At 69.4% G+C, this 20,644-nt stretch carries 13 protein-coding genes; 9 read left to right on the top strand and 4 right to left on the bottom strand.

Features of this window, described 5'->3' with window-relative positions; translation table 11 throughout:
- Positions 1–82 precede the first annotated feature (82 nt).
- The 3 genes from ACWGI2_RS15275 to ACWGI2_RS15265 all read left to right on the top strand — a co-directional run bounded on the left by ACWGI2_RS15275 (position 83) and on the right by ACWGI2_RS15265 (position 2,798).
- A complete protein-coding gene (locus tag ACWGI2_RS15275; protein ID WP_453695682.1) occupies positions 83–850 on the top strand; it encodes a ComF family protein in 768 nt (255 codons plus the stop codon).
- A gap of 315 nt (positions 851–1,165) precedes the next feature.
- A complete protein-coding gene (gene hpf / locus ACWGI2_RS15270; protein WP_453395859.1) occupies positions 1,166–1,858 on the top strand; it encodes a ribosome hibernation-promoting factor, HPF/YfiA family in 693 nt (230 codons plus the stop codon).
- Positions 1,859–2,054: 196 nt separating this feature from the next.
- Complete coding sequence (locus ACWGI2_RS15265) at positions 2,055–2,798, top strand: response regulator transcription factor (RefSeq protein WP_365816340.1); 744 nt, start codon at positions 2,055–2,057, stop codon at positions 2,796–2,798.
- A 13-nt stretch (positions 2,799–2,811) separates the two neighbouring features.
- Here ACWGI2_RS15265 and ACWGI2_RS15260 read toward each other — a convergent pair whose 3' ends face one another.
- Together ACWGI2_RS15260 and ACWGI2_RS15255 are read right to left on the bottom strand one after the other, a co-directional pair.
- The gene (locus tag ACWGI2_RS15260; protein WP_453395858.1) at positions 2,812–3,999 is read right to left on the bottom strand and encodes a winged helix-turn-helix domain-containing protein; all 1,188 of its coding nucleotides are present in this window, start codon (positions 3,997–3,999) and stop codon (positions 2,812–2,814) included.
- Between the two features lie 81 nt (positions 4,000–4,080).
- The gene (locus ACWGI2_RS15255) at positions 4,081–4,653 is read right to left on the bottom strand and encodes a GNAT family N-acetyltransferase (protein WP_453695680.1); all 573 of its coding nucleotides are present in this window, start codon (positions 4,651–4,653) and stop codon (positions 4,081–4,083) included.
- 223 nt (positions 4,654–4,876) lie between these two features.
- Here ACWGI2_RS15255 and secA point away from each other — a divergent pair, with 223 nt between their 5' ends.
- Positions 4,877–7,720, top strand: coding sequence for a preprotein translocase subunit SecA (secA, locus tag ACWGI2_RS15250; RefSeq protein ID WP_453695678.1), 2,844 nt, complete (start codon positions 4,877–4,879; stop codon positions 7,718–7,720).
- Positions 7,721–7,800: 80 nt separating this feature from the next.
- Here the strand turns inward: secA and ACWGI2_RS15245 are convergent, their stop codons facing one another.
- Positions 7,801–8,262: an Rv3235 family protein gene (locus ACWGI2_RS15245; RefSeq protein WP_453695677.1), complete on the bottom strand. Its 462-nt coding sequence runs from the start codon at positions 8,260–8,262 to the stop codon at positions 7,801–7,803.
- A 428-nt stretch (positions 8,263–8,690) separates the two neighbouring features.
- Between ACWGI2_RS15245 and ACWGI2_RS15240 the strand changes: the two genes are divergently transcribed.
- Both ACWGI2_RS15240 and ACWGI2_RS15235 read left to right on the top strand, forming a co-directional pair.
- A complete protein-coding gene (locus tag ACWGI2_RS15240; protein WP_453695676.1) occupies positions 8,691–9,191 on the top strand; it encodes a DUF6912 family protein in 501 nt (166 codons plus the stop codon).
- Positions 9,192–9,663: 472 nt separating this feature from the next.
- On the top strand, positions 9,664–10,341 hold the full coding sequence (locus tag ACWGI2_RS15235) for an HAD family hydrolase (RefSeq protein WP_453395853.1): 678 nt from the start codon (positions 9,664–9,666) through the stop codon (positions 10,339–10,341).
- Between the two features lie 21 nt (positions 10,342–10,362).
- On the opposite strand, the gene ACWGI2_RS15230 is transcribed toward ACWGI2_RS15235, so the two are convergent.
- Positions 10,363–10,929: a DJ-1/PfpI family protein gene (locus ACWGI2_RS15230; RefSeq protein WP_453395852.1), complete on the bottom strand. Its 567-nt coding sequence runs from the start codon at positions 10,927–10,929 to the stop codon at positions 10,363–10,365.
- Positions 10,930–11,463: 534 nt separating this feature from the next.
- Between ACWGI2_RS15230 and ACWGI2_RS15225 the strand changes: the two genes are divergently transcribed.
- The 3 genes from ACWGI2_RS15225 (at position 11,464) to ACWGI2_RS15215 (ending at position 20,644) form a co-directional block, all read left to right on the top strand.
- Positions 11,464–16,410, top strand: coding sequence for an NAD-glutamate dehydrogenase (locus ACWGI2_RS15225; RefSeq protein ID WP_453695674.1), 4,947 nt, complete (start codon positions 11,464–11,466; stop codon positions 16,408–16,410).
- Between the two features lie 173 nt (positions 16,411–16,583).
- Entirely contained in the window at positions 16,584–19,472 is a 2,889-nt protein-coding gene (locus ACWGI2_RS15220) for a bifunctional glycosyltransferase/CDP-glycerol:glycerophosphate glycerophosphotransferase (RefSeq protein WP_453695673.1), read from the top strand.
- Positions 19,469–20,644, top strand: coding sequence for a glycosyltransferase (locus tag ACWGI2_RS15215; RefSeq protein WP_453695672.1), 1,176 nt, complete (start codon positions 19,469–19,471; stop codon positions 20,642–20,644). Before ACWGI2_RS15220 ends, ACWGI2_RS15215 begins: the two co-directional genes overlap by 4 nt.

The raw sequence follows: 20,644 nt of genomic DNA, 5'->3' as shown, positions 1-20,644 counted from the left end.
GGAGTTGTCCACAGGCTGTTGTCCACAGGGCCGTTGTCCACAGGGGTGGCAGGGCCGCTCGCGGCTTGGCACAGTGGTGGGCATGCCGGGGTGGTGGCAGGACCTCACCGATCTGGTGCTGCCGGCCGAGTGCGGGGGCTGTGGCAGGCCTCGCGCGGCGCTCTGCGCACGGTGCCGCGAGGCCCTGTGCGGGGCCGCGCCGTGCCGGGTGAGTCCCGATCCCCGGCCGCAGGGGCTGCCGGTGGTGCACGCGGCGGCGCCCTACGGGGACGCGGTGCGGGCGGTGCTGCTCGCGCACAAGGAACGGGGTGCTCTGGGACTCGCGGGGCCGCTCGGCGCGGGGCTCGCCGGGGCGGTGCGTGCGGGGCTGCGGGAGGGGGCCGCTGGGGCCGGTGGTGACGCTCCGGTACTGCTCGTGCCGGTGCCCTCGGCTCGCGGGGCCGTGCGCGCGCGTGGGCACGATCCCGTACGGCGGATCGCGCTGGTCGCCGCGGGTGAGCTGCGGCGGGGCGGGACGCGGGCCCGGGTGGTCGGGGTGCTGCGGCAGAGGCGTGCCGTGGCCGACCAGGCGGGGCTCAACTTCCGTCAGCGGCAGGCGAATCTGCGGGGCGCCCTGGAGGTGACCGCGGGTGGCGGGCGGCTGTTGGCCGGTGGGCGGGTCGTGATCGTGGACGACCTGATGACCACGGGCGCGTCTCTGGCGGAGGCCGCGCGCGCAATACGTGACGTACACACGGAAAGTAAAGAGCAAGGCGCGTTGGTAACAGCCCGTGAAATTACCTGCGAGAACACGATCACGGCAGCTGTTGTCGCCTCGTCGCCGGATTCCTTCGGAATAAACCGGAACTGACAGGGAAGTTGCATCGTTGCAGGTAGTGAGAGGGTCAATACACCTGAATGGAGGTATGCGGCGGTAGAGGGTGACGACATCCGTCCGGGCGAGATATGTTCGGTTGTGAGGAATGGCGGACGCCGTCCCTCGCATATCGGAATGCCGGTCGCCGGGTTTTTCGCAAACAACCGGGCCGGTCGGGGTGGAGATCTTGTTCGCGGGGGAGGAGGAGGTGGAAGTCACCGAGTCCGAGGCTCCGGGAGTCACCGGGGCCTGGTGCAAAAGGGAGATGCTCCGCCGCCGAAGCGGGGCGATCCGGGAACGGAGTTCTGCGTGGACATCGTCGTCAAGGGCCGCAAGACCGAGGTGCCCGAGCGGTTCCGCAAGCACGTGGCCGAGAAGCTGAACCTGGAGAAGATCCAGAAGCTCGACGGCAAGGTGATCAGCCTGGACGTCGAGGTGTCCAAGGAGGCCAACCCGCGTCAGGCCGACCGTTCCGACCGCGTGGAGATCACACTCCGCGGGCGCGGACCCGTGATCCGCGCGGAGGCCTCGGCAACCGATCCGTACGCGGCGCTGGACCTGGCCACGGCCAAGCTCGACGCACGACTGCGCAAGCAGCACGAGAAGCGCCACAACCGGCGCGGCAACGGCAGGCTCTCCGCCGCCGAGGTTGCCGAGCGGGTGCCGGACGCGGCGACTCTCAACGGAGACGGCACCGTCGCACGTGAGGAAGAGCCGGACGGGATCCCCGTCAAGAGGATCGGCTCACTGGAGATCCAGGGCGAAGGCCCGCTCGTGGTCCGCGAGAAGACCCACGTGGCGGCCCCGATGTCGCTCGACCAGGCGCTCTACGAGATGGAACTCGTCGGGCACGACTTCTACTTGTTCGTCGACTCGGAGACGAAGGAACCGAGCGTCGTCTACCGCCGGCACGCCTACGACTACGGCGTCATCCGCCTCAACACCGACCCCATGGTCGCGCGGGCCGAGTCCGCGGGCGGGGGCGGTGCGCTCGGCGGCTGATTCAGGCCGGTCGAGAGATGAGACGGTGCCCCTGGAGCGCGTGTGCGCCCCCAGGGGCACCATCATGCGACCCCTGTGCGCACCGCGCGACCGTCCGGGCATGAAATCATGGGCGGAGCCGGCCAACCGGTGTGCTGCTGCCTCGGGTTGGCGGTAGCCGACGCACAAGGGGCCATGGCCTTCAGGGGGAGGAACGATGGCGGACAGCTTCGGACCGATGCGGGATGCCGATGACGACGACGGCATCGGTATCGGCACGGACGCGGGCGCACCGCGCAAGGAGCCCATCAGGGTCCTTGTGGTGGATGACCACGCGCTCTTCCGCCGCGGCCTGGAGATCGTCCTCGCCGCCGAGGAGGACATCCAGGTGGTCGGGGAGGCGGGCGACGGCGCCGAGGCGGTGGACAAGGCCGCGGACCTGCTGCCGGACATCGTCCTGATGGACGTACGCATGCCCAAGCGCGGCGGCATCGAGGCGTGCACCTCCATCAAGGAGGTCGCGCCGAGCGCGAAGATCATCATGCTGACGATCAGCGACGAGGAGGCCGACCTCTACGACGCGATCAAGGCGGGTGCCACGGGCTATCTCCTCAAGGAGATCTCCACGGACGAAGTGGCCACGGCGATTCGCGCGGTGGCTGACGGCCAGTCGCAGATCAGCCCGTCCATGGCGTCGAAACTGCTCACCGAGTTCAAGTCGATGATCCAGCGCACCGACGAGCGCAGACTGGTGCCCGCGCCGCGGCTGACCGACCGCGAGCTCGAAGTCCTGAAGCTGGTGGCCACGGGCATGAACAACCGCGACATCGCGAAGGAATTGTTCATCTCCGAGAACACCGTGAAGAACCACGTCCGCAACATCCTGGAGAAGCTGCAGCTGCACTCCAGGATGGAGGCGGTCGTGTACGCGATGCGGGAGAAGATCCTCGAGATCAGGTGACCCCGCCGCGGGCTCAGCCCAGGGCGCGGACCAGCTCGGCGGTCAGCTCGGGACGGTTCACCCGCTCGACCCGTACGGAGTCGCAGTTCACCCACGTCGCCGCTTCACGCAGCGCCTGGGCCACCGCGGGCACGGACTTGGGGCTGTCCAGTGACACCTGCTTGGCGACCAGCGTGCTGCCCTCGCGGGCGGGGTCCACGCGGCCGACGAGGCGGCCCCCGGCCAGGACCGGCATCGCGAAATAGCCGTGGATCCGCTTCGGCTTGGGGACGTACGCCTCCAGGCGGTGGGTGAAGCCGAAGATCCGCTCCGTGCGGGCCCGCTCCCAGATCAGGGAGTCGAAGGGCGACAGGAGCGTCGTGCGGTGGCGGCCGCGCGGGGCCGTCTCCAGGGCCGCGGGGTCGGCCCAGGCGGGCTTGTCCCAGCCCTCCACCGTCACCGGGACGAGGCCCGAGTCCGCGACCACCGCGTCGAACTGCTCGCCCTTGAGGCGGTGATAGTCCGCGATGTCCGCGCGCGTGCCGACGCCGAGAGCCTCTCCCGCCAGACGCACCAGACGGCGCAGGCACTCCCTGTCGTCCAGGTCGTCATGGAGCAGCGTGTCAGGGATCGCGCGCTCCGCGAGGTCGTACACCCGCTTCCAGCTGCGCCGCTCCGTGCAGACCACCTCGCCGTACATCAGCGCCCGCTCGACGGCGACCTTCGCGTCCGACCAGTCCCACCACTCGCCCTTGTTCTTCGCGCCGCCCAACTCCGTGGCGGTGAGCGGGCCTTCGGTGGTGAGCTGCTTGATGACCGTGTCGTACGCACCGTCCGGCAGGTCGTGGTGCCAGTGCGGGCGGGTGCGGTAGGCGCGGCGGCGGAAGGCGAAGTGCGGCCACTCCTCGATGGGCAGGATGCACGCCGCGTGCGACCAGTACTCGAAGGCGTGCGGCCGGGCGGGGCCCGTGCCCGATGTCCCGTCCCAGTACGCCGCCTCGATTCTGCCGCGGCCTACGGCGCCGAGGCGGGCGTACGGAACGAGCTCGTGGGAGCGGGCGAGGACCGAGATGGTGTCGAGCTGGACCGCCCCGAGATGCCGCAGCACGCCCCGCACACCGGACCTGCGGTCCGGCGCGCCCAGGAACCCCTGGGCGCGGAGCACGATGCGGCGGGCCTCGTCGGCGGAGAGGTCTGTGGCGGGGCGCGGCAGGCTCGTCATGCCGGAAACGATAGGGGGCGGCACTGACAACGCCGCCTGGCCTGCGGGAACACGTCGGCGGATGAGCCGAGGGGCGCGCCTTCAGCCCTGGGCCGGCAGATACGGCTGGATCGACAGCAGGCCGAGGTCGCTCGGCAGCAGGGCGCCCACCCAGCAGTCACGGAGCGTGGCCTTGTTCAGGAGGGCGCCGCGCAGGGTGCCCTCGAAGGTGAAGCCCGCCTTGTCCGCCACCGCGCGCGAACCCGTGTTGCCGACCTCGGCGCGCCACTCCAGGCGGTTGCAGCCCAGGTCGGTGAAGGCCCACCTGGCCAGGCCGAGGACGGACTCCGTCATGTAGCCGCTGCCCCGGTGCTCCTTCGCCGTCCAGAAGCCGACCTCCCACGCGCCCGAGCGCGGGTGGTGGAGGCTGGCGGCGGCGATCAGCGGGCCGCCGCCCCGGGGACGTACGGCGAAGGTGTACTCCGTGTCGTGGCGCCAGCCGTCCGGCACCATGCGCGTGATGAAGCCCTCCGCGTCCGTGCGCGCGTAGGGCGAGGGGATCGTGGTCCAGCGCTGGATGTCGGCGTCCTGGCAGGCTTCGTACGTCTCGTCCGTGTCGGCGGGCGTGAAGGTGCGCAGGATCAGGCGTTCGGTGGTGAGGGTGACGGGCTCCATCCGGTGATTCTGCGGGGGTGAGGCCTTGTGGGCCAGTGCTTTTGGCCGAGCTTTCACCCGCATTTCGCCGAGCGCTGATCGGCACAACCCGGCACCTTCCAGGCCCCCCGTCCGTTGACGTATCGGCAGACCTCCCGGCGCGGCCCGCTCCTCGCTTACGATGGCCGTTGCCCTATGAGTAAACCGACCATGCCAGGCCCGACCGGCAAGGAGACCAACCCTCGTGTCCGTCCTCTCGAAGATCATGCGTGCAGGCGAAGGCAAGATCCTGCGCAAGCTGCACCGCATCGCGGACCAGGTCAACTCCATCGAAGAGGACTTCGTCAGCCTCTCCGACGCCGAGCTGCGCGCGCTGACCGAGGAGTACAAGGAGCGTTACGCCGACGGCGAGACCCTTGACGACCTCCTCCCCGAAGCCTTTGCCACGGTGCGCGAGGCCGCCAAGCGCGTCCTCGGCCAGCGGCACTACGACGTCCAGATGATGGGCGGCGCCGCGCTGCACCTCGGCTATGTGGCCGAGATGAAGACCGGTGAGGGCAAGACGCTCGTCGGCACCCTCCCCGCGTACCTCAACGCCCTTTCGGGCAAGGGCGTGCACCTGATCACGGTCAACGACTACCTGGCCGAGCGCGACTCCGAGATGATGGGCCGCGTCCACAAGTTCCTGGGCCTGTCCGTCGGCTGCATCATCGCCAACATGACGCCGGCCCAGCGCCGCGAGCAGTACGCCTGCGACATCACGTACGGCACGAACAACGAATTCGGATTCGACTACCTGCGCGACAACATGGCGTGGTCGAAGGACGAACTGGTGCAGCGCGGCCACAACTTCGCGATCGTCGACGAGGTCGACTCGATCCTGGTGGACGAGGCCCGTACGCCGCTGATCATCTCCGGCCCCGCCGACCAGGCCACCAAGTGGTACGGCGACTTCGCCAAGTTGGTCACCCGCCTCACCAAGGGCGAGGCCGGCAACACCCTGAAGGGCATCGAGGAGACCGGGGACTACGAGGTCGACGAGAAGAAGCGCACCGTCGCCATCCACGAGTCCGGTGTCTCCAAGGTCGAGGACTGGCTGGGCATCGACAACCTGTACGAGTCGGTGAACACGCCGCTCGTGGGTTACCTCAACAACGCCATCAAGGCCAAGGAACTCTTCAAGAAGGACAAGGACTACGTCGTCATCGACGGCGAAGTCATGATCGTCGACGAGCACACCGGCCGTATCCTCGCCGGCCGCCGCTACAACGAGGGCATGCACCAGGCGATCGAGGCGAAGGAAGGGGTGGACATCAAGGACGAGAACCAGACGCTCGCGACGATCACCCTGCAGAACTTCTTCCGCCTCTACAAGCGTCACGACCACGACGGCAAGGAGACCCCCGGTCTCTGCGGCATGACCGGTACGGCCATGACCGAGGCCGCCGAGTTCCACCAGATCTACAAGCTGGGCGTCGTGCCGATCCCGACGAACCGGCCCATGGTCCGCGCCGACCAGTCGGACCTGATCTACCGCACCGAGGTCGCGAAGTTCGCCGCCGTCGTCGACGACATCGCCGAGAAGCACGAGCAGGGCCAGCCGATCCTGGTCGGCACGACCTCCGTGGAGAAGTCGGAGTACCTCTCCCAGCAGCTCTCCAAGCGTGGCGTCCAGCACGAGGTGCTCAACGCGAAGCAGCACGACCGTGAGGCGCCGATCATCGCCCAGGCCGGCCGCAAGGGCGCCGTCACCGTCGCCACGAACATGGCCGGACGAGGCACGGACATCAAGCTCGGCGGCAACCCCGACGACCTCGCCGAGGCGGAGCTGCGCCAGCGCGGCCTCGACCCCGTCGAGCACGTCGAGGAGTGGGCCGCCGCACTGCCCGCCGCCCTGGAGAAGGCCGAGCGGTCCGTGAAGGCGGAGTTCGAGGAGGTCAAGAGCCTGGGTGGTCTTTACGTCCTCGGCACCGAGCGCCACGAGTCGCGCCGCATCGACAACCAGCTGCGCGGTCGTTCCGGCCGTCAGGGCGACCCGGGCGAGTCCCGGTTCTACCTCTCGCTGGGCGACGACCTGATGCGCCTGTTCAAGGCGCAGATGGTCGAGCGCGTGATGGCCATGGCGAACGTCCCGGACGACGTGCCGATCGAGAACAAGATGGTGACGCGCGCGATCGCGTCCGCCCAGTCGCAGGTCGAGCAGCAGAACTTCGAGACGCGTAAGAACGTCCTGAAGTACGACGAGGTCCTCAACCGCCAGCGCGAGGTCATCTACGGCGAGCGTCGCCGCGTCCTGGAGGGCGAGAACCTCCAGGACCAGGTCACGCACTTCATGGACGACACGATCGACGCGTACATCGCGGCGGAGACCGCCGAGGGCTTCGCCGAGGAGTGGGACCTGGACCGGCTGTGGGGCGCCTTCAAGCAGCTCTACCCGGTGAAGGTCACCATCGAGGAGCTGGAGGAGGACGCGGGTGACCGCGCGGGTCTGACCGCCGAGTTCATCTCCGAGTCCATCAAGGACGACATCCACCAGCAGTACGGGGCGCGTGAGGAGCAGCTCGGCTCCGAGATCATGCGTGAGCTGGAGCGGCGGGTCGTCCTCTCGGTGCTCGACCGCAAGTGGCGCGAGCACCTCTACGAGATGGACTACCTCCAGGAGGGCATCGGCCTCCGCGCCATGGCGCAGAAGGACCCGCTGGTCGAGTACCAGCGCGAGGGCTTCGACATGTTCAACGCCATGATGGACGGCATCAAGGAAGAGTCCGTCGGCTACCTGTTCAACCTGGAGGTCCAGGTCGAGCAGCAGGTCGAGGAGGTTCCGGTGTCGGACTCCGCCGAGGCCGGGGCTTCGCTGACCAAGAAGGACGCCGTGCCCGCCGGTGGCGGCCGTCCCGAGATCCGCGCCAAGGGCCTTGAGGCTCCGCAGCGGCCCGACCGTCTCCACTTCCAGGCGCCGAACGCCGAGGGCGGCGTCGACGAGGGGGACTTCGAGACCGAGGACGCGGGCGTGCGGTCCGAGTCGGACGGGATGACGCGGGCGGAGCGGCGTAAGGCTCAGAAGGGTGGGCGTCGCCGCAAGAAGTAGTGGCGTGACGCTGTAGCAGTGCGAAGGGCCGGGCGCCGTTGGTGCCCGGCCCTTCGCGTTGTCCTCTTGCCATCTGGTTGTCATCTGGCGGGCGTTCCCACTTCGACCGCTGTGCAGCGCCACCTCTGGTCCGCGCCGAGACTCAGCCGGAATGCCAGGGCCCTGAGGGCGGGGCCCGCGCCGATCCTCGCGAAGACCTCGTAGACGCCGGGGCGGGGTTCGTAGTGGCCGATCCGGTGGATCGTGGGGCGGCGGTCGTTCACGTTGAAGGGGGCGAGTTCGGCGAGGCGGGTCAGGTCGTCGAAAGCGGTGTGGGCGATGTGGCGCGCCGCCCAGTGGACCGGCTTCTGGCCGCTGAGGACCAGGAGCAGGCGCTCGGTGAAGAGCTCCGTGGGGTGCGGTGGGGGCTGGGGCGGGGTCCTGAGGGGGCGCGTGGGGGTACGTGCTGTACGGGCGGCGGTGCGGGCTGCCGAGGGGCGGCGCGGGTCCGTACGGCCCGGTGGGCGGGTGGTCACCGGCGGGCGGGGACGGGGCCTGGTCATTACTTTGTGCATGCCGTGTCGCCTCCGGCTTCGGTGTCCCGGCTCCTGGGTTTGGTACCGGGGAGTAACTTCCGTCGGAGATCTTGTACGGGGGGCGGGGTGGGGGTCGCAAGGGGCTGCGGGGTGTGGGGGCGAGGGGCGGAGAAGTCACCTATCAGGGTGGCCGGGGGTGCGGTGTTCCTTGGGGGTGCTGGGGTGGGCCGGGTGAAGAGTGGGCGTTGCGGGTGACGTGGGGGGTGGGTGTGGGGCACAGCTCGAAGGGGGACGCCCGGACGTATTCTGGGGGTCTGTTTCTGGGGGTCTGTCGAGTTGCCTTCTGCGCGACCTTTCGACTCCGGGACTTCGACCTTCCGACTCTGTAACTCCGACTCTGTAACTCCGACCCTGAGACTCCGACTCCGAGTCTCTGACTGTGAAAGCGGGCCGTCATGCGCGTCTACGTTCCCCTGACCCTGAGCCGTCTCGCCGAAGTGCACAAGGCGGGCGAGCTGGGCCCCGGGCCGCTGACCGCCTATGCCGTGACGCCCGCTCTGCGTGAGTGGTACGTCTCGGACGACATCGAGGAGCTGGAGTACGCCGCCCTGAGCCGGGCCGCGCTTGCTTCGCTGCGGCTGATCGCGGGGGATCCGGGGGCGGCTCGGCGGCGGGTCGTGCTGGCCGCGGATGTGGCGGACGGGGCGCTTGAGCAGGGGGTGCCTGAGGGGGGCCTGGGTATCGGGGCGGTGCGGGTCGCTGGAGTGCTGGGGCTGAAGAAGGTCGCGGCGGTGCATGTGGATGCGGGGGACGCGGAGGGGGACGTTGCCGCGGCGGTGGGGGTTCTGGAGGCTGCGGATCAGGGGGACGAGGATGCGCGGTTCACTGTGGACGGGGTCGAGGATCATGAGCTGCTTTGGTTCGCGACGCAGGAGATTCCTGGGCTGATCAGCTGAGGGGTCCCTGCGGGGCTTGGGCGGGGCGGGGGTGCTTTGGCTGCGGGGTGGTGCGTTGCCGGGTGCGGCTCGTTGTGCGTTGCTGCGGGGCTGCTTCGTCTGTGGGTGCGGGGCCGCGCCGGTATGTCCGTCCTCGCTATCGTCCGGTGGCCGCGTAGCTACTTCGGCGCCGGAGCGCCGCGAACCGTGCTCCGGGCAGACATACCGGCACGTCCCCTCCCGTGCGCTGCCGGCTGCGGGTGCGTCGTCCTTGCTGGGCGAACACTGGCCCACCCCGACGTATACGGATCACCCCCGCCCGCCCCCGCCGTGCAAATCCCCACCCGCGCCCGTGGCACTGCGGGGCAATCGGGTGGGTGGGTGGGAAAGGCTTGTTCGGGGCCCGGGCCCCGGGGGTGTGGGGATTGGGGCCCGGAGGTGCCGGGAGTGGGCCGGGGCGTGGGGTTGGGGGTGGCGCGGGTACCGTTTCTTTATGGGGAAGCTGACGCGCGGGGCGCATATCGTCTGGGACTGGAACGGGACTCTGCTGCATGACATTCATGCGGTGATCGAGTCGACGAACGCCTCCTTCGCGGAGCTCGGGCTCGAACCGATCACGCTCGAGCGGTACCGCGATCTCTACTGCGTTCCCGTTCCGCTCTTCTACGAGCGGCTCATGGGGCGGCTGCCCACGGACGCCGAGTGGCAGGTCATGGACGCCGTGTTCCACAAGCACTACTGGGCGCGGGCCGAGGCATGCGGCCTCGCCGACGGTGCCGCCGAGCTGCTCGCGGAGCGGCGGGCGGCAGGGCGTACGCAGTCGTTGCTGTCGCTCGCGCCGCACGAGCACCTCGTGCCGATCGTGCGGCGGCACGGGATCGAGGAGCACTTCGTGCGCATCGACGGCCGCACGGACACCTCGCACGCGGGCAAGGCCGAGCGGATGGTGCTGCACCTCGCGGCGCTCGAAGGGGTTACCGCCGCCGAGCGCATTGTCGTCATCGGGGATGCCGTTGACGATGCCGTAGCTGCGGCGCATGTCGGCGCTCAGGCCGTGCTCTACACCGGGGGGTCCCACAGCCGGGCCAGTCTGGAGGCTCTCGGGGGCGACGTCCCTGTCGTCGACAGCCTTGCCGAAGCCGTGGACGTGGCCGAGCGGCTCGCCGCCTGAGCCACGCCGCCCAGCTCCCGCCTACGTCACCGGCGCCTTCGCCCGCAGCACCGTGAGGAACTCCCTCATCCAGCCCGAGTGGTCCGGCCAGGCGCGGGCCGAGACCAGGGTGCCGTCGACCACCACCTCCGCGTCACGGAACGTCGCGCCCGCCGTCTGCATGTCCAGCTCCAGGGCCGGATACGCCGTGACCCTGCGGCCGCTCAGGCCGCCGATCGCCGCCGTCAGGAGCGGGCCGTGGCAGATCTGCGCGACCGGCTTGTCCGAGTCGAAGAAGGACTTGAGGATCTTGCGGAGCTCCGGGTCGTTGCGCAGATACTCCGGGGCCCGGCCGCCCGGGATCACCAGAGCGACGTACTGGCCGGGATCGACCTCGGAGAAGGCGAGGTCCGCGGGCCAGGTGTAGCCCGGCTTCTCCGTGTACGTGTCGAAGCCCGGCTCGAAGTCGTGCACCACGAACTGCAGCGTCTTGCGGGCGGGGGCGGCGATGTGGACGTCGTACCCCTCCTCGCGCAGCCGCTGGAAGGGATACAGGACCTCAAGCGACTCCGCCGCGTCTCCGGTCACTATCAGGATCTTGGCTGCCATCTCGGTGCTCGCTCCCACTCGTGGGCGGGCCGTCGTCCATCGACCGGGCCCGCCGTCGCGCGCTGTCCGTCCGTCCCGCTCAACGTGCATCCGCCCGTCCGGTTTGCCAAGGGGGTCCACCGGTCCGGAGAGGGGCCCCATCGCTGACAAGTGGCGCGAAAGTCTCTGTGCAGAGTGTCAAACTTCCACCCCTGCTTTTGTACACATACGGCTCATGACGACTCCCGGGTGGAGGGCGATAGCCTTGACCCGTGATCAGCGCGATATCCCGCGGGGGCGTGTACGCCCCCGCCCTGCGCCCGGGGAACACGGAGGACATCCGTGCCCGGGACGTCGCTGACGCTTCTTGGCGGTGCGGCCAGCCACATCACCCCGGCCATCGGTCAGCGAAACCGCTGAAAATGGCGGATAACCGCCCGCCCATCTCTCACCGCGGCATAACGTCGACTTCGACCGGAGACCCCGCGTCGCGGCGTTACGTCGGATCACTTCCTTCTACGTCACGCAACGGCGCGCGACAGGAGTCAGAGGACAATGCAGACCAAGCTGGACGAAGCCAAAGCCGAGCTGCTCACACGGGCGGCCCGGGTAGCTGAGAACAGCCCGGCAGGTGGCCGCCTACCGAATGGCGCACCGACCGGGTCGAAGGGCGACGGGGCCACTCCTGACGAGGACATGGCCCTTGCGTTCCTCCAGCGCTACTACCTGCACACCGCCCCGGAGGACCTTGCCGACCGTGACCCGGTCGACGTCTTCGGAGCAGCCTTCTCCCACTACCGGCTTGCCGAGAACCGCCCGCAGGGCACGGCCAACGTCCGCGTGCACACCCCGACCGTCGAGGAGAACGGCTGGACATGCAGCCACTCCGTCGTCGAGGTGGTCACGGACGACATGCCCTTCCTGGTCGACTCGGTCACCAATGAGCTCTCGCGCCAGGGGCGCGGCATCCACGTCGTCATCCACCCCCAGGTCGTCGTACGACGGGATCTGACCGGCAAGCTCCTGGAGGTCCTCACCGACCCCGGCACGGAGCGCCCGCACGACGCGGTCACCGAGTCCTGGATCCACGTCGAGATGGACCGCGAGACCGACCGCGCGGACCTGAAGCAGATCACCGCCGATCTGCTCCGGATCCTCTCCGACGTACGCGAGACCGTCGAGGACTGGGAGAAGATGCGCGACGCCGCGCTGCGCATCGCCGATGAGCTCCCCACCGAGCCGACCGCCGACGACCTGCGCGACCAGGAGGTCGACGAGGCCCGCGAGCTCCTTCGCTGGCTCGCCGACAACCACTTCACCTTCCTGGGCTTCCGTGAGTACGACCTGACGGACGAGGACTCGCTCGCCGCCGTGCCCGGCACCGGCCTCGGCATCCTGCGTGCCGACCCGAAGCACGAGGGCGAGGAGGACCACCCGGTCAGCCCCTCCTTCAGCCGGCTGCCCGCGGACGCGCGCGCGAAGGCACGCGAGCACAAGCTGCTCGTGCTGACCAAGGCCAACAGCCGTGCCACCGTGCACCGGCCCAGCTACCTCGACTACGTCGGCGTGAAGAAGTTCGACGCCGACGGCAACGTCATCGGCGAGCGCCGCTTCCTCGGCCTCTTCTCGTCCGCCGCGTACACCGAGTCCGTGCGCCGCGTGCCGGTCATCCGCCGCAAGGTCCAGGAAGTCCTCAAGGGCGCGGGCTTCTCGCCCAACAGCCACGACGGCCGCGACCTGCTCCAGATCCTGGAGACCTACCCGCGCGACGAGCTGTTCCAGACCCCGCCCGACGAGCTGCGCGCGATCGTCACGTCCGTCCTCTACCTCCAGGAACGCCGCCGACTGCGGCTCTACCTGCGCAAGGACGAGTACGGCCGCTACTACTCCGCCCTGGTCTACCTGCCGCGTGACCGCTACACCACCGGCGTCCGGCTGCGGATCATCGACATCCTCAAGGAGGAGCTCGGCGGCGACAGCGTCGACTTCACCGCCTGGAACACCGAGTCGATCCTCTCCCGGCTGCACTTCGTGGTCCGCGTCGCGCCGGGCGGCGGCCTTCCGCAGCTCACCGACGCCGACACCGACCGCATCGAGGCGCGGCTCGTCGAGGCCGCCCGCTCCTGGGCCGACGGCTTCGGCGAGGCGCTGACCGCCGAGTGCGGCGAGGAGCGCGCCGCCGAGCTGCTGCGCCGCTACTCGGGCGCCTTCCCCGAGGGCTACAAGGCGGACCACACGCCGCGCGCGGCCGTCGCCGACCTCCAGCACCTGGAGCAGCTCAAGCACGGCCGCGAGGACTTCGCGCTCAGCCTGTACGAGCCGGTGGGCGCCGCCCCCGGCGAGCGCCGCTTCAAGATCTACCGCTCCGGCGGCCAGGTCTCGCTCTCCGCCGTCCTGCCGGTGCTCCAGCGCCTCGGCGTCGAGGTCACCGACGAGCGGCCCTACGAGCTGCGCTGCACCGACCGCACGAACGCGTGGATCTACGACTTCGGCCTTCGCCTGCCCAAGTCGCAGAACGGCAACGGCGACTACCTCGGCGACGACGGCCGCGAGCGCTTCCAGGAGGCCTTCTCCGCCGCCTGGACCGGCGAGGCCGAGGTCGACGGCTTCAACTCGCTCGTCCTGCGGGCCGGGCTCAACTGGCGCCAGGCGATGGTCCTTCGCGCCTACGCCAAGTACCTGCGCCAGGCGGGCTCCACCTTCAGCCAGGACTACATGGAGGACACCCTCCGCAACAACGTCCACACCACCCGGCTGCTCGTCTCGCTCTTCGAGGCGCGGATGTCCCCCGACCGCCAGCGCGCCGGGACCGAGCTGACCGACGGGCTCCTGGAGGAGCTTGACGGCGCGCTCGACCAGGTCGCGTCCCTGGACGAGGACCGCATCCTGCGGTCCTTCCTCACCGTCATCAAGGCGACGCTGCGTACGAACTTCTTCCAGGAGGCGGAGGGCGGCAAGCCGCACAACTACGTCTCCATGAAGTTCGACCCGCAGGCCATCCCCGACCTCCCCGCGCCGCGCCCGGCGTACGAGATCTGGGTGTACTCGCCGCGCGTCGAGGGCGTCCACCTGCGCTTCGGCAAGGTCGCCCGCGGTGGTCTTCGCTGGTCCGACCGGCGTGAGGACTTCCGCACCGAGATCCTCGGCCTGGTCAAGGCGCAGATGGTGAAGAACACCGTCATCGTGCCCGTCGGCGCCAAGGGCGGCTTCGTCGCCAAGCAGCTGCCCGACCCGTCCGTCGACCGCGACGCGTGGCTGGCCGAGGGCGTGGCCTGCTACAAGACGTTCATCTCGGCGCTGCTCGACATCACCGACAACCTCGTCGCGGGCGAGGTCGTGCCCCCGGCCGACGTCGTGCGGCACGACGAGGACGACACGTACCTCGTGGTCGCCGCCGACAAGGGCACCGCGACGTTCTCGGACATCGCGAACGAGGTCGCCGAGTCGTACAACTTCTGGCTCGGTGACGCCTTCGCCTCCGGCGGCTCCGCCGGTTACGACCACAAGGGCATGGGCATCACCGCCCGCGGCGCCTGGGAGTCCGTCAAGCGGCACTTCCGGGAGCTGGGCACCGACACCCAGACCGAGGACTTCACGGTCGTCGGCGTCGGTGACATGTCCGGTGACGTGTTCGGCAACGGCATGCTGCTCTCCGAGCACATCCGCCTGGTGGCCGCCTTCGACCACCGGCACATCTTCATCGACCCGAGGCCGGACGCCGAGACCTCGTACGCGGAGCGCCGCCGTCTGTTCGAGCTGCCGCGCAGCTCCTGGGCGGACTACAACAAGGAGCTGCTCTCCGCGGGCGGCGGGATCTTCCCGCGCAGCGCCAAGGCGATCCAGCTGAACGCCCACATCCGCGAGGCCCTCGGCATCGAGAAGGGCGTCGGCAAGATGACGCCGGCCGACCTGATGCAGACCATCCTCCAGGCGCCGGTCGACCTGCTGTGGAACGGCGGCATCGGTACGTACGTGAAGTCGTCGGCCGAGTCGAACAGCGACGTCGGCGACAAGGCGAACGACGCGATCCGCGTCAACGGCGCCGACCTGCGCGTCAAGGTCGTCGGCGAGGGCGGCAACCTCGGTCTGACCCAGCTCGGCCGCATCGAGTTCGCGCGCGCCGGCGGGCACATCAACACCGACGCCATCGACAACAGCGCGGGCGTGGACACCTCCGACCACGAGGTGAACATCAAGATCCTGCTCAACGCGGTCGTCGGAGCCGGCGACATGACCGTCAAGCAGCGCAACAAGTTCCTCGCGGCGATGACGGACGAGGTCGGCACCCTGGTCCTGCGCAACAACTACGCGCAGAACACCGCCCTGTCGAACGCGGTCGCCCAGTCCCCGTCCCTCCTCCACGCCCACCAGCGCTTCATGCGCCGCCTGGGCCGCGACGGTCACCTGGACCGGGCACTGGAGTTCCTGCCCACCGACCGGCAGATCCGCGAGCTCCTGAACTCCCGCCACGGGCTCAGCCAGCCCGAGCTCGCCGTGCTCCTCGCGTACACGAAGATCACAGCGGCCGACGAGCTGATCCAGACGACGCTCCCGGACGACGAGTACCTGCGCGGACTGCTGCACGCGTACTTCCCGGAGGCCCTGCGGGAGAAGTTCCCCGAGCAGGTCGACGGGCACGCGCTGCGCCGCGAGATCGTCACCACGGTCCTCGTCAACGACACGGTGAACACAGGCGGTTCGACGTTCCTGCACCGGCTGCGTGAGGAGACCGGGGCCTCCCTGGAGGAGATCGTCAGGGCGCAGCTCGCGGCCCGCGAGATCTTCGGTCTGAGCAAGGTCTGGGACGCGGTCGAGGCGCTCGACAACGTGGTGGCGGCCGACGTCCAGACCCGCATCCGGCTGCACTCGCGCCGCCTCGTCGAGCGCGGCACGCGCTGGCTGCTCAACAACCGGCCGCAGCCGCTCCAGCTCGCCGAGACCATCGGCTTCTTCAGCGAGGGCGTCGCCGAGGTCTGGACCGAGCTGCCGAAGCTGCTGCGCGGCTCCGACCAGGAGTGGTACCAGAGCATCCGCGACGAGCTGACGGGCGTGGGCGTCCCCGACGAACTCGCCCAGCGCGTCGCCGGGTTCTCCTCGGCCTTCCCGGCGCTCGACATCGTTGCGGTCGCCGACCGCATGGACAAGGAGCCGATGGCCGTCGCCGAGGTCTACTACGACCTCGCCGACCGGCTGCGGATCACCCAGCTCATGGACCGCATCATCGAGCTGCCGCGGGCCGACCGCTGGCAGTCGATGGCGCGCGCGTCGATCCGCGAGGACCTGTACGCGGCGCACGCCGCCCTGACGGCCGACGTGCTGGCCGCCGGGAACGGTGAGGACACTCCCGAGCAGCGCTTCAAGGCCTGGGAGGAGAAGAACGCGGCGATCCTGAGCCGGTCGCGGGCGACCCTTGACGAGATCCAGAGCTCGGACGCGTTCGACCTGGCGAACCTGTCGGTCGCCATGCGGACGATGAGGACGCTGCTGCGTACGCACTCGTAGTCCTGCGTAGTCCGCGTACATCCGTCGTACGTCGATGGGGGCGCCCCGGGCCTGACGGCTCGGGGCGCCCCCTTTCGCGTATCAGGACTAGGCCGTTCACACCCCCCTGAAGAGCGCCAATCGGGCATTAGCGATAATTAGTAGGATGAGCTGGCATCTGACTGGAGGGACGCATGGGAGCGATATCTGAGCGGGGGACGCCGGAGGCGCGACCCGATGTGTCCGTAGTGGTGATCGTCTACAACGACGCCGAGCGGCTGCCGACCGCCGTGCGGTCGGTGCTCGACCAGACGCTGCACGGCGTCGAGGTCGTCATCGTCGACGACTGCAGCACGGACGGTTCGTACGAGACGGCGCAGAGCATCGCCGCCGAGCACCCCGAGCGGGTGCGGGCCTACCAACTGCCGGAGAACAGCGGCGCGGGCGGTGAGCCCCGCAACGTCGGCATCGGATACACCGTCGGACGCCACGTGATGTTCCTCGACAGCGACGACGTCCTGGAGCGCAACGCCTGCCGCAACCTCCTCGAAGCCGCCGAGCGCGAGGGCTCCGACATCGTCTCCGGGCTCTGCGTACGGCTCTCCATGGACACCCGCAACAAGAAGCGCGACCGGTGGTACCCCTGGCTCTACGCGACGACCCGCACCCTGGAGTCCGTCACCGAGCTGCCCGACCTGTTCGTCTGGGACACGCTCTCCACGAACAAGCTCTACCGCCGCGACTTCCTCGTCGAGAACGCACTCCGCTTCCCCAAGGGGATGTTCTACGAGGACCTGATGTTCATCGCCGAGGCCTACCTCGCCGCCGAGCGCATCACCCTCATCCCCAACCAGGTCTACTTCTGGCACGTCCACGAGCGCGCCGCCGCGAAGTCCGTGACCAACCGCCGTCACGAGATGACCAACTTCGAGCACCGCCTGGAGATCCACCGCCGGATCGACGCGCTGCTCGCGGAGCGCGGCCTCGACGAGCTGCGGCTCGCCAAGGACATCAAGTTCCTCAAGCACGACCTGGTGCTCCACCTGCGCGACCTGCCGTTCCGCGACGCCTCCTTCCGCCAGGAGTTCGCCGGGCTCGCCCGCGGCTACCTCGCCGGGCTCGACCGCGCCGCCTACGACGAGGTGCAGCCCATTCAGGCCATCTGCGCCTACCTCCTGGAGCAGGGCGACTGGGACAACCTGCTGCCCGCCGTCGACACCCTCACCAACCGCGACAAGATCTCCTCGCCCCTCGCCGAACTGGACGGGCGCGTGTACTGGTGCGCCGAACACCTCGACGACCCGTTCGGCCGCCAGGTCCTCGACGTGACCGAGCTCGGCTACCACGGCAAGCGCTTCGACCAGATGTTCCTGCGCAACGTCCTGACGCGGTACGAGGAGTCGGCGGGGACCGTCCGCATGGCGGGCCGCATCACCAACCCGCTCGGCGTCGTCGGCCCGGACGCCGTGCTCACCGCCGAGCTGGAGTTCAGCGCCCGCCGCCGCAGTCTCCAGACCTTCCGCTTCCCGGTCTCCGCCGTGCGGTACGAGGGCGACGCCATCACCTGGGAGGCCTCCGTCGACCTCGCGCGGCGGCTGCGCCCGCTCGGAGTCGTCGACGCGGTCTGGGACGTGCGCCTGCACCTCACCGCCGACGGCGTGCGCACCAGGACGCGGCTCACCGCGTGCGACCCGGGGCTCGCCGAGGGGAGGCTTCCGGTGCGGCCGAGGCTGACCCGCCTCGTCGCCGACCACATGGAGCCCGAGGTCTCGCAGCGCGGGCACCTCGCGTTCCGGCTCGTCACGCGGGACACGGCGGCCGACCGGATCCAGGACCTGGTGGCCCGCGGGACGCAGGGCGTGCCGGGGCGCCTGGCCAAGACCGGCTTCCGCAAGGCCAAGAAGCTGCGCAAGGACCTCACGTCCGGGCAGAGCAAACTGCGCGTGTACGACGAGGTGTTCAGCCGCCTGCCAGTGAAGAAGGGCACGGTCGTCTTCGAGAGCCACCTCGGCAAGCAGTACAGCGACAGCCCCCGGGCGATCTACGAGGAGATGCGGCGCCAGGGCCTCGACTTCGACGCCGTGTGGTCCTACTCGGGGAGCCCCGAGGGCTTTCCGCCGGACGCGACGCTGGTGCGGCGCTGGTCGCTGCCGTACCTGAAGGCCCTCGCGCAGGCCGAGTTCTGGGTCGACAACCAGAGCTACCCGCTCAAGCTCACCAAGCGGCCCGAGACGACGTACATCCAGACCTGGCACGGCTCGGCGCTCAAGCGCATGGGCTTCGACGAGCCCGCCTGGAAGCTGCGCAGCAAGCCGCGGCAGGACGAGCAGCAGCGCGTCCTCGACCGCTTCGACCGCTTCCTGATCCGCTCCGAGCACGACGTGCGGACCCTGGCGAAGGCCCTGCGCCTGAAGGAGAAGGTGCTGCTCAGGGTCGGCTATCCGCGCAACGACGCGCTGGTGCGGGCCAAGCAGGCCGAGGACACGACCGGCCTGCGTGAACGCGGGCCGCTGGCAGCGGAGTTGGGCATCCCCGAGGACAAGCGGGTGCTGCTGTACGCGCCGACCTTCCGCCGTCACGGCGGCCGGCACGGACGCTTTGAACTGCCCTTCGACGTGGAGCGGTTCGCGGAGGAGTTCGGCGACCGCTACGTGCTCCTTGTGCGCTCGCACTACCTGAACCACGTGGTGCTCCCGCCGTCCGTGCGCGGCCGCGTCATCGACGTCTCCGCACACCACGACGTCACGCCGCTCTACGAGCTCGCCGACGCGATGATCACCGACTACTCCTCCGTGATGTTCGACTACGCGCACCTCGACCGGCCGATGCTGTTCTTCACGTACGACTACGAGGAATACGTGCACGAAGGGCGAGGGACGTACTTCGACCTGCGGGAACGGGCTCCCGGCCCGGTGGTCGACACCGAGGACGAGCTGTTCGCGGCGCTGAAGGCCCTGGACGAGCAGGCCCTCGAATACGCGGGCGCCCGGCAGCGGTTCGTGGCCGATTTCGGTGAGTACGACCGGGGCGACGCCGCCAAGAGCATCGTCGATCAGTTCTTCTCGCACTGGAGCGGCAAGTGAGTCAGACAACAGCGATCCGGACGGCTCAGCGGACGCGGGACATATTCTTCGTCTCCAACAGCGTCAACGAGCTGGGTGGGATCACCAGTTGGTCCCACCAGATGGCCCGCCTCTTCGCCGAGCGCGGCCACCGCGTGCACGTCGTCGGCATCACGGACCCCGGCGTCCCGCAGGACATCGGCACCGACCTGCCCTACCCCACCACGACGCTGTACGACGAGCACCCGCCGCGCGTCGGCCCGGCGCGCGGCATCAAGGGGCGGCTCAACGTGGCCGAGCACCGGCTGCGCAAGCGGCGAGCGGAGGGCATGCACGAGCAGGCCGCCAAGCTGACCGCGCTCTTCGCGCAGGCAGGGCCCGGAGCCGTCGTCATCGTCACGCAGGTGTGGGCGATGGAGTGGGTCGAACTCGCCGACACCACCGGCATGTTGGTCATCGGCATGAGCCACGAGTCGTTCGCGTACTCGCGGGCGTGCTCGCGCTTCGGGCGCGTGCGCAAGCACTACAAGGACATCGACCGGATGCTCGCGCTGACCCGCGAGGACGCCGACCTGTGGATCAGGCAGGGCATGGACAACGCGTCCTTCATGCCGAACCCGTTGCCGTTCATGCCCGAAGTGCCCTCGCGGCGCACCGAGAAGATCGTCACCAGCATCGGCCGCCTGCACGACCAGAAGGGCATCGACATGCTCCTCGACACCTGGGCGGAGGTCGCGCCGCTGCACCCGGACTGGAAGCTGCGGATCTACGGCTCCGGCGAGGACGAGGAGATGCTCAAGAAGCAGTGCACGGCCCTCGGCCTCGACGGCTCCGTGGAGTGGATGGGCCGCACGAGCGATGTGCCGGGAGCGCTGCGCGGCGGGTCGGTGTTCGTGCAGTCGTCACGGGGCGAGGGTTTCCCGCTCGCGCTGATGGAGGCGATGGCCACCGCAGTGCCGTGCGCGGCCTTCGACTGCGCGCCCGGCGTGCACGAGATCGTCCAGGACGGCGTGGACGGACTGCTCGCGCGGCTCGGGAACACGGCTGAACTGGCGCGCAGGCTGGACACGTTGATGTCCGACAAGGAGCTGCGGGACCGGATGGGGGAGCTGGCCAGGGTGAACATCCAGCGCTACACGACGGATGAAGTCGTGCGGCGCTGGGAGGAGTTGTTCGCGTTCCTGGAGCGCTGA

This window comes from Streptomyces sp. NPDC054866, from assembly GCF_053610745.1.
This window is presented reverse-complemented; position numbering and strand designations above follow the sequence as displayed.

Bases quoted from the DNA above. Each gene is read 5' to 3' on its own strand.
- ACWGI2_RS15275 (WP_453695682.1), top strand. From the start codon at position 83: ATGCCGGGGTGGTGGCAGGACCTCACCGATCTGGTGCTGCCGGCCGAG.
- ACWGI2_RS15265 (WP_365816340.1), top strand. From the start codon at position 2,055: ATGGCGGACAGCTTCGGACCGATGCGGGATGCCGATGACGACGACGGC.
- ACWGI2_RS15260 (WP_453395858.1), bottom strand. From the start codon at position 3,999: ATGACGAGCCTGCCGCGCCCCGCCACAGACCTCTCCGCCGACGAGGCC.
- ACWGI2_RS15255 (WP_453695680.1), bottom strand. From the start codon at position 4,653: ATGGAGCCCGTCACCCTCACCACCGAACGCCTGATCCTGCGCACCTTC.
- ACWGI2_RS15245 (WP_453695677.1), bottom strand. From the start codon at position 8,262: ATGACCAGGCCCCGTCCCCGCCCGCCGGTGACCACCCGCCCACCGGGC.
- ACWGI2_RS15240 (WP_453695676.1), top strand. From the start codon at position 8,691: ATGCGCGTCTACGTTCCCCTGACCCTGAGCCGTCTCGCCGAAGTGCAC.
- ACWGI2_RS15235 (WP_453395853.1), top strand. From the start codon at position 9,664: ATGGGGAAGCTGACGCGCGGGGCGCATATCGTCTGGGACTGGAACGGG.
- ACWGI2_RS15230 (WP_453395852.1), bottom strand. From the start codon at position 10,929: ATGGCAGCCAAGATCCTGATAGTGACCGGAGACGCGGCGGAGTCGCTT.
- ACWGI2_RS15225 (WP_453695674.1), top strand. From the start codon at position 11,464: ATGCAGACCAAGCTGGACGAAGCCAAAGCCGAGCTGCTCACACGGGCG.
- ACWGI2_RS15220 (WP_453695673.1), top strand. From the start codon at position 16,584: ATGGGAGCGATATCTGAGCGGGGGACGCCGGAGGCGCGACCCGATGTG.